This is a genomic window from Armatimonas sp., assembly GCF_043760365.1.
Lineage (GTDB): Bacteria > Armatimonadota > Armatimonadia > Armatimonadales > Armatimonadaceae > Armatimonas.
On record NZ_JAYUPA010000198.1, the window covers coordinates 1 to 5898 of the forward strand.

The 5898-nt window shown below is 60.2% G+C and carries 5 protein-coding genes; 2 read left to right on the plus strand and 3 right to left on the minus strand.

Annotated features, from left to right (window positions below):
• Positions 1 to 191: 191 nt before the first annotated feature.
• Together ACH2EH_RS04840 and solA are read left to right on the plus strand one after the other, a co-directional pair.
• A complete protein-coding gene (locus tag ACH2EH_RS04840; RefSeq protein ID WP_395139473.1) occupies positions 192 to 1229 on the plus strand; it encodes an SUMF1/EgtB/PvdO family nonheme iron enzyme in 1038 nt (345 codons plus the stop codon).
• Positions 1226 to 2227, plus strand: a complete 1002-nt coding sequence (gene solA / locus ACH2EH_RS04845) for an N-methyl-L-tryptophan oxidase (RefSeq protein ID WP_395139475.1) — start codon at positions 1226 to 1228, stop codon at positions 2225 to 2227. The genes ACH2EH_RS04840 and solA overlap by 4 nt, the downstream gene beginning before the upstream one ends.
• A gap of 56 nt (positions 2228 to 2283) precedes the next feature.
• Here the strand turns inward: solA and ACH2EH_RS04850 are convergent, their stop codons facing one another.
• From ACH2EH_RS04850 to ACH2EH_RS04860, 3 genes are all read right to left on the minus strand, one after another.
• Positions 2284 to 3108 carry a DUF1559 domain-containing protein gene (locus tag ACH2EH_RS04850; protein WP_395139477.1) on the minus strand — a complete coding sequence of 275 codons (825 nt, stop codon included), beginning with the start codon at positions 3106 to 3108 and terminating at the stop codon, positions 2284 to 2286.
• Positions 3109 to 3215: 107 nt separating this feature from the next.
• Positions 3216 to 5522, minus strand: coding sequence for a RecQ family ATP-dependent DNA helicase (locus tag ACH2EH_RS04855; RefSeq protein WP_395139479.1), 2307 nt, complete (start codon positions 5520 to 5522; stop codon positions 3216 to 3218).
• A gap of 28 nt (positions 5523 to 5550) precedes the next feature.
• On the minus strand, positions 5551 to 5898 hold a 348-nt coding region (locus ACH2EH_RS04860), incomplete at its 5' end, for a transposase (protein WP_395139481.1).

Sequence of the window (5898 nt, forward strand, 5' to 3'; positions counted from 1 at the left end):
AGCTCACAGGGGTTGAGAACGGTGCTGGATGTGTCCTCTTTGTCGACGACGGAAGACTATCCACTCTCGAAGGTTATACATTTGGAGGCGAAGAGTGGCGAACCGATGCATTTGTGCTATCAATAGGTAGAGTATTCCCCTTGGAGCCGCCCCGGCTCGACATCAAGGCGTGATCGGGTAAACTCAGAGCAATGATGCCTCTTCTTGCGATCCTCCAACCGGCGGAGAGCTTTCCGGCGCTACTCAAGCGCATCGAGCAGCTTGCGGTGGCGGGGAAGCTGGATGCGGCGGCAGTGGAGGCCCGTAAAGCCATTGCGCTCCAGCCCCGTGCTCCTGAGGGACATTACTGGCTGGGGCGCATTGCCTTACGGCAGGGCAAAGTGGGTGAGGCGCGGGCAAGCCTCACCCGCGCCAGCACGCTCAAGCCCGCCCCGGCACTGGCGAAGACCCTTCAGGAGCTGCTTGACAAGTTCCCCGCCGAGCCCAAGCCCGAGCCGATCAGGCCAACGCCCCCCAAGCCGACACTTCCTCCCGCTCCGCTGACACTGGCCGACTATAAAGCGCAGCTTGTTTCTATCCCGGCGGGCAGCTTTATGATGGGTAGCCCCGACACCGCGCCCGACCGTGCTCCCGTGCACAAGGTGACCCTCGCGGCGTTCAAGCTGGGGCGCACCCCGGTGACCGTGGCAGTATTCCAGGAGTTCTGCAAGGCCACGAGCCGAAAGATGCCCGACCCGCCCGCCTGGGGCTGGACTGCCGATCATCCGATGGTGAACATGAGCTGGGAAGAGGCAAAGGCTCTGGCCGACTGGGCCAAGCTGCGCCTGCCCACGGAGGCCGAGTGGGAGTACGCAGCGCAGGGCGGCGAGGCGGCACCGATCTTCCCCTGGGGCGACACCTACAAAGATGAGCTGAGCTGGTCCAGCGTCTCCCAGCAGCGCGATAAGACAGCCCCTGTCAGCCGCACCGAACATGTCTTTGTCAATGGCTATGGCCTCTCGGACATGGCGGGCAATGTCTTTCAGTGGTGTGCGGACTGGTACGGTGCCAAGTACTACGCGAGCTCTCCCGAGGAGAATCCCACCGGCGCAGCAACGGGCACGGATCGGATTCTACGGGGCGCATCGTGGTACAGCTACACCACCGTCACCTCGTTTCGGTGCGCGGGCCGTGCCTGGAGCCACCCCGCCGGGCGCGGCGACTCCGATGGTTTCCGGCTCGCCCAATGAGAGTTGCCGTTGTTGGCATTGGCGCGGTGGGCAGTGCAGCGTGCCGCTTTCTTGCCGAGGCGGGCCACACGGTTGTTGGGTTTGAGCGCTTCACCATCGGACATGGGCTGGGTTCATCGCACGGGGAGTCGCGGATCATTCGCTATGCCTATCCCGAGGCGCACTACACCAAGCTCATGGGCCAAGCCTACCCGCTCTGGGACGCGCTGGAGCAAGCAGCGGGTGAGGAGCTTTTCGTGCGCTGTGGCGGACTCACCTTCGGCCCCAAAGAGCACCCTGAGCTGGCTAGCACGCGTCGTGCACTTGAGGTGAACCGCGTTCCACACCAGCTACTCCGCCCGGAGGAAATTTCCGAGCGCTTCCCGGCAATCCAGCTCTTTGCCGACGAAATCGCGATCTGGCAGAGTGACGCGGGTTTCCTGCGAGCGGGCGCTATCGTGCGAGCCCAGGCGCGGCTGGCAGAGAAATCAGGAGCGGAGATGCGCGAGAACACCGTAATCGAGAGCCTGACAGAGCTCTCCGGCTTTGATCACGTGATTGTCTGCGCGGGAGCCTGGGCCAACACACTCTTCCCGGAGTCGCCTTTGCCCCTCACCGTCACACGCCAGCAAGTGACCTACCTCTCCGGTGAGCTAGTCGGCTACCCGGTCTGGATTGATATGGCGACCTACTGGTACGGCTTCCCCAGCGATGGCCGCATTCCTGGTGTGAAGCTCGCTCGTCATGTGCCTGCCGAAGTATTCGCCCCCGATCATCCGGATCGCCCGACGCTAGAAAGCGACGACGATGCGGCCTTAGCCTATGCCGTCACACGCTTACCGAGCCTTGGCCCAGAGATCATGCACCACGCGTCGTGCCTCTACACCAACACTCCCGACGAAAGCTTTGTCTTTGACCACCCGCGCCCGAAAATCACACGTATCTCGGCATGCTCGGGGCATGGCTTTAAGTTCTCGATCCTTATGGGTAAGCTTGCCGCCGAAGCCGCCACAAAATAAAACAAGCCGGAGAAGCGTTCGCTTCCCCGGCTTGTTCTGAGCTTCACAGGAATAACTTACTGACGTGCACGACACCAATCTCGCTCACTAGAAGTAGAGGCAAATAAGTCGACACAAGCTTTAAAGGCCGCTTTAGATGTTGGGCTACCTAAAGCAATACTGCCGCGAATCTGAGTCATACCAGGCGGGAAAGCTTGAGAGTCCTTAGACCACTTTGCATGACCATCACAGAAGACATAGTTTGCTCCTCCTGCATGACGGTCGGGCCATTCCCAGGCATTGTTGGCTGTGCTTGCTGCGCGTGGAAGGGCAGTCGCAGTGCCTCCACGGTTGGTATAGCTCTGATACCACCAAGGAGGAGCAAGCCGTCCACCAGAGCTACCATCTCCGACAAAAATAGTCTGAGCAGGTGCTTCCATCTCAGGCAGATTAGGAAAACGATAGGCAGTTCCATTGGAATTGGTCTCCCACCCCAAGCGCATCAGAACTTGACTGTATCCATAGCTACGAATATTAGAGCCAAAAGCTGCCGAAGGACACTTCCAAACACCACCCCGATCCCCAATGGTCGGGTTACCGCTTTTGACATACGGCAACAAGACACTGTCCCAGTAAAAAGGAGGCGTATCCCAAGTAGGAAAAGCAGCGGCGGTAATGAGTCCCCAGTTCCATGCGGGCATACCTTCATCGTAGTCCTGAGCATACATCATTGCAGCAGTTCCCATCTGCTTCATATTCGACAAACAGGCTGTCTGGCGAGCTTTCTCGCGGGCTTGTGCAAAGACGGGGAAGAGAATGGCGGCCAGAATCGCGATGATTGCGATCACCACCAGAAGTTCGATCAGTGTGAAAGCTGACCGTGAAGAATAGCGCTTTACCATAAAAAAACCTCCAGCCCAACAGCGGGCAAAAACGAATGGTTCAGTATACCCTGTCTGAATTTGTTGTCAAATTATGAGTTTATACTAATCCGAAGCACCTGTAAAACCTATCCCTGTTTCTGTACCAGCTCCAGAACCGCCTCGCCGAACTTTGCTGCTTTTCCTGGCCCAATTCCGGCAATCTCTAGTAGCTCGAACTCATTGGCGGGCTTGCGGGCGGCGATTCCCTCCAGCACTTTATCAGCGAAGATGACATACGGCGGGACGGCTTGCTCACTCGCCTGCTCTTTACGCCAGGCTTTCAGCACGATGAGCAGCGCCGGATCCGCACTCGCACTGGAAGCCTGTGCCTGCACCACCGACGGCGCACGCCACTCGATATCCAGCGTCCTCGATTGAAGCGCCTCCAGCCCACTCTCGGTGAGGTAGAGCCGACGGTACTCATCCTCTTCGTCGCGGCGAAGGTAGTGCTGCTCAATCAGCGCCTCAATCAGCCGCTCGACATCGGCTTTTTTCCAGCCCTCTAGTGCCCCAAACGCACTGGTGCGATTCGGCTTCATGGGCGCATCGGGTGTGCCGCGCAGGGCTTTCATGAGCCCAGGCTTTCCCAGATGAAACGGGTAGTAGCCACTTGCCAGGTCATGGAGCAGGCGCAGAGCGTCCAAACCTTGGCCCTCCCCCCGCTCGTTCCTCGCGACCCCCTCCCGATAACGGGAGGGGGTAGGCACACTTCTTTCTCCCCTCCCTTTCCCGTTATCGGGAGGGAGGGGCCGGGGGAGGGAGGGCTTCTCGCACACATCGCACATCCCACACGTGCGGCGCGGCCAGCGATCCCCAAAGTAGCGAGCGATCTGGGCGTGACGGCACTTGACCTCATCGCCGTAGGCCTTCATCGCGGCAGCGCGGTAGGCGGCGGCCTCGGCGCGCTCTTTCAGACGCTCCTCAAGCCGGGCTTTGGTGTCTTCCGGGGGTTGCACCAGCTCCAGGCACAGATCGCGGGGCGCGGCGCGGTAGGTCAGAAAGCCGGATTCTTGTAGGCGCAGAATCTCGTGCTCCAGGTCGGCTAAGTGCAGCCCCGATGCCTCGGCCTGGGCCACGGGATCGCTCCCGGCAGAAAGAAGCAAGTCTGCAAGAGGATCACTTTCTTCGCTCGTGAACTGCTCGCTGTACAGATGCAAGGCACGGGGCAGATCGGCGTGGCGGGCGATCAGACCAAGCTCTTCCAGCACGGGCAAGGCACTGCGCACTAGGCCATCGTCGCCGCCCACTTCGCTTGCCAGTGCCTCGAAGCGCACGGGAGCACACCGCCGCCGCCCGAGTACGCGACGCACCGCCCGATACACACTCTGCACACGCTCCGCCGTGAGCGCATCCTCGCCCAGCCGCCGGGTCGCAGACGCCATGTCCGAGGAGGTGTAGAGCATCACGCAGCGTGACGGCTTCCCGTCACGACCGGCACGACCCGCCTCCTGGTAGTAGTTCTCTAGCGTGCGTGAGGGATTGAAGTGCAGTAAAAACCGAATGTCGGACTTGTCGACGCCCATGCCAAACGCGACGGTGGCAGCCATCACGCGCACCTCGCCACTCATAAACCGATCCTGCGCCGCCGCTCTTTCGACAGGCTCTAACCCCGCATGATAAAACCCCGCCGCGACGCCCTGGCGCTTGAGCATGCGGGAGATATCCTCACACCGATCCCGTGATGATGCGTAGACCAGCCCGACACCGTCGAACTGCTGGCAGATCTCCACAGTGGCAAAGAGCTTCTCGTCGTTGCTCTTGACCCGTCGCGCCTCCAGAAACAAGTTCTCGCGCCATGTCGGCTTCAGAATAACCTTGAGCTTGCGCCCCAGCTGCTGCTCGATATCGCGCTGCACATCCGGCGGCGCCGTGGCCGTGACGGCGAGCACCGAACGCGGGTTCAGCTCTTGAACGGCCCTCCCCACGGCGCGGTAGTCGGGCCGAAAGTCATGCCCCCACTGGCTGATACAGTGCGCCTCATCAATAACAATCAATGAGACGCCCGCTTGCCTCAGTGCATGCAGAAACGGCGGCTGACGGAGCCGCTCTGGCGCGGCGTAGATGAGCTTGAGCTGCCCCGACTTGAGCTGCGCCAATCTCCGGCCCAGCTCCGACGAGTCCAGCGAGGAATTAATCAGCGCCACCCGCCCCTGCAGCGCTTCGGGTAGGCTCTCTACCTGGTCTTTCATCAGTGCAATCAGCGGCGAGAGAATCAGGGTCACCCCAGGCAAGAGCAAGCCCGGCAGCTGGTAGGTAATAGACTTCCCCCCGCCCGTCGGCAAGACCGCCAGCGTGTCCACCCCCGCTACCGCCGCCTCAATAATCTCGCGCTGCCCGTCGCGAAACTCCTCGTGCCCAAAAAACTCTTTTAATGCTGTTTGTAAATCGTCCATTTAATTTCCAGGACGGTGAAACGTCCGGCTATGGGGCGCTTCGCGCCGCGCCTTCGGCGGATAAGTCCGTTTCGGGGGTGATGGGTATATGTTCCCAATTATCCCACACGTCGTGGTCGGCGTGGTGTTGTTTTTGGTTGGCAATGTAGGCAACGACCGCTCCCACTCCATCCTGCCCGACGCTGAAAACACCGTAACCATGCTGCCACGCAAACAGCTCGCCTTGCTTCAACACATTACGCGCAAAGCCCGATGAGGCACCTTTGACTTTCTGCATCAAATCCGCAGGCGTGATGGTAGTGGACATCTGAACAAGCAAGTGCACGTGATCCGGCATCCCATTAAGCGCCACCACGATGCACCCCAGCTCCCGCAC

What these genes read in the sequence shown, in the direction of transcription:
- solA (WP_395139475.1), top strand. Translation starts at nt 1,226, where the DNA reads ATGAGAGTTGCCGTTGTTGGCATTGGCGCGGTGGGCAGTGCAGCGTGC.
- ACH2EH_RS04855 (WP_395139479.1), bottom strand. Translation starts at nt 5,522, where the DNA reads ATGGACGATTTACAAACAGCATTAAAAGAGTTTTTTGGGCACGAGGAG.
- ACH2EH_RS04840 (WP_395139473.1), top strand. Translation starts at nt 192, where the DNA reads ATGATGCCTCTTCTTGCGATCCTCCAACCGGCGGAGAGCTTTCCGGCG.
- ACH2EH_RS04850 (WP_395139477.1), bottom strand. Translation starts at nt 3,108, where the DNA reads ATGGTAAAGCGCTATTCTTCACGGTCAGCTTTCACACTGATCGAACTT.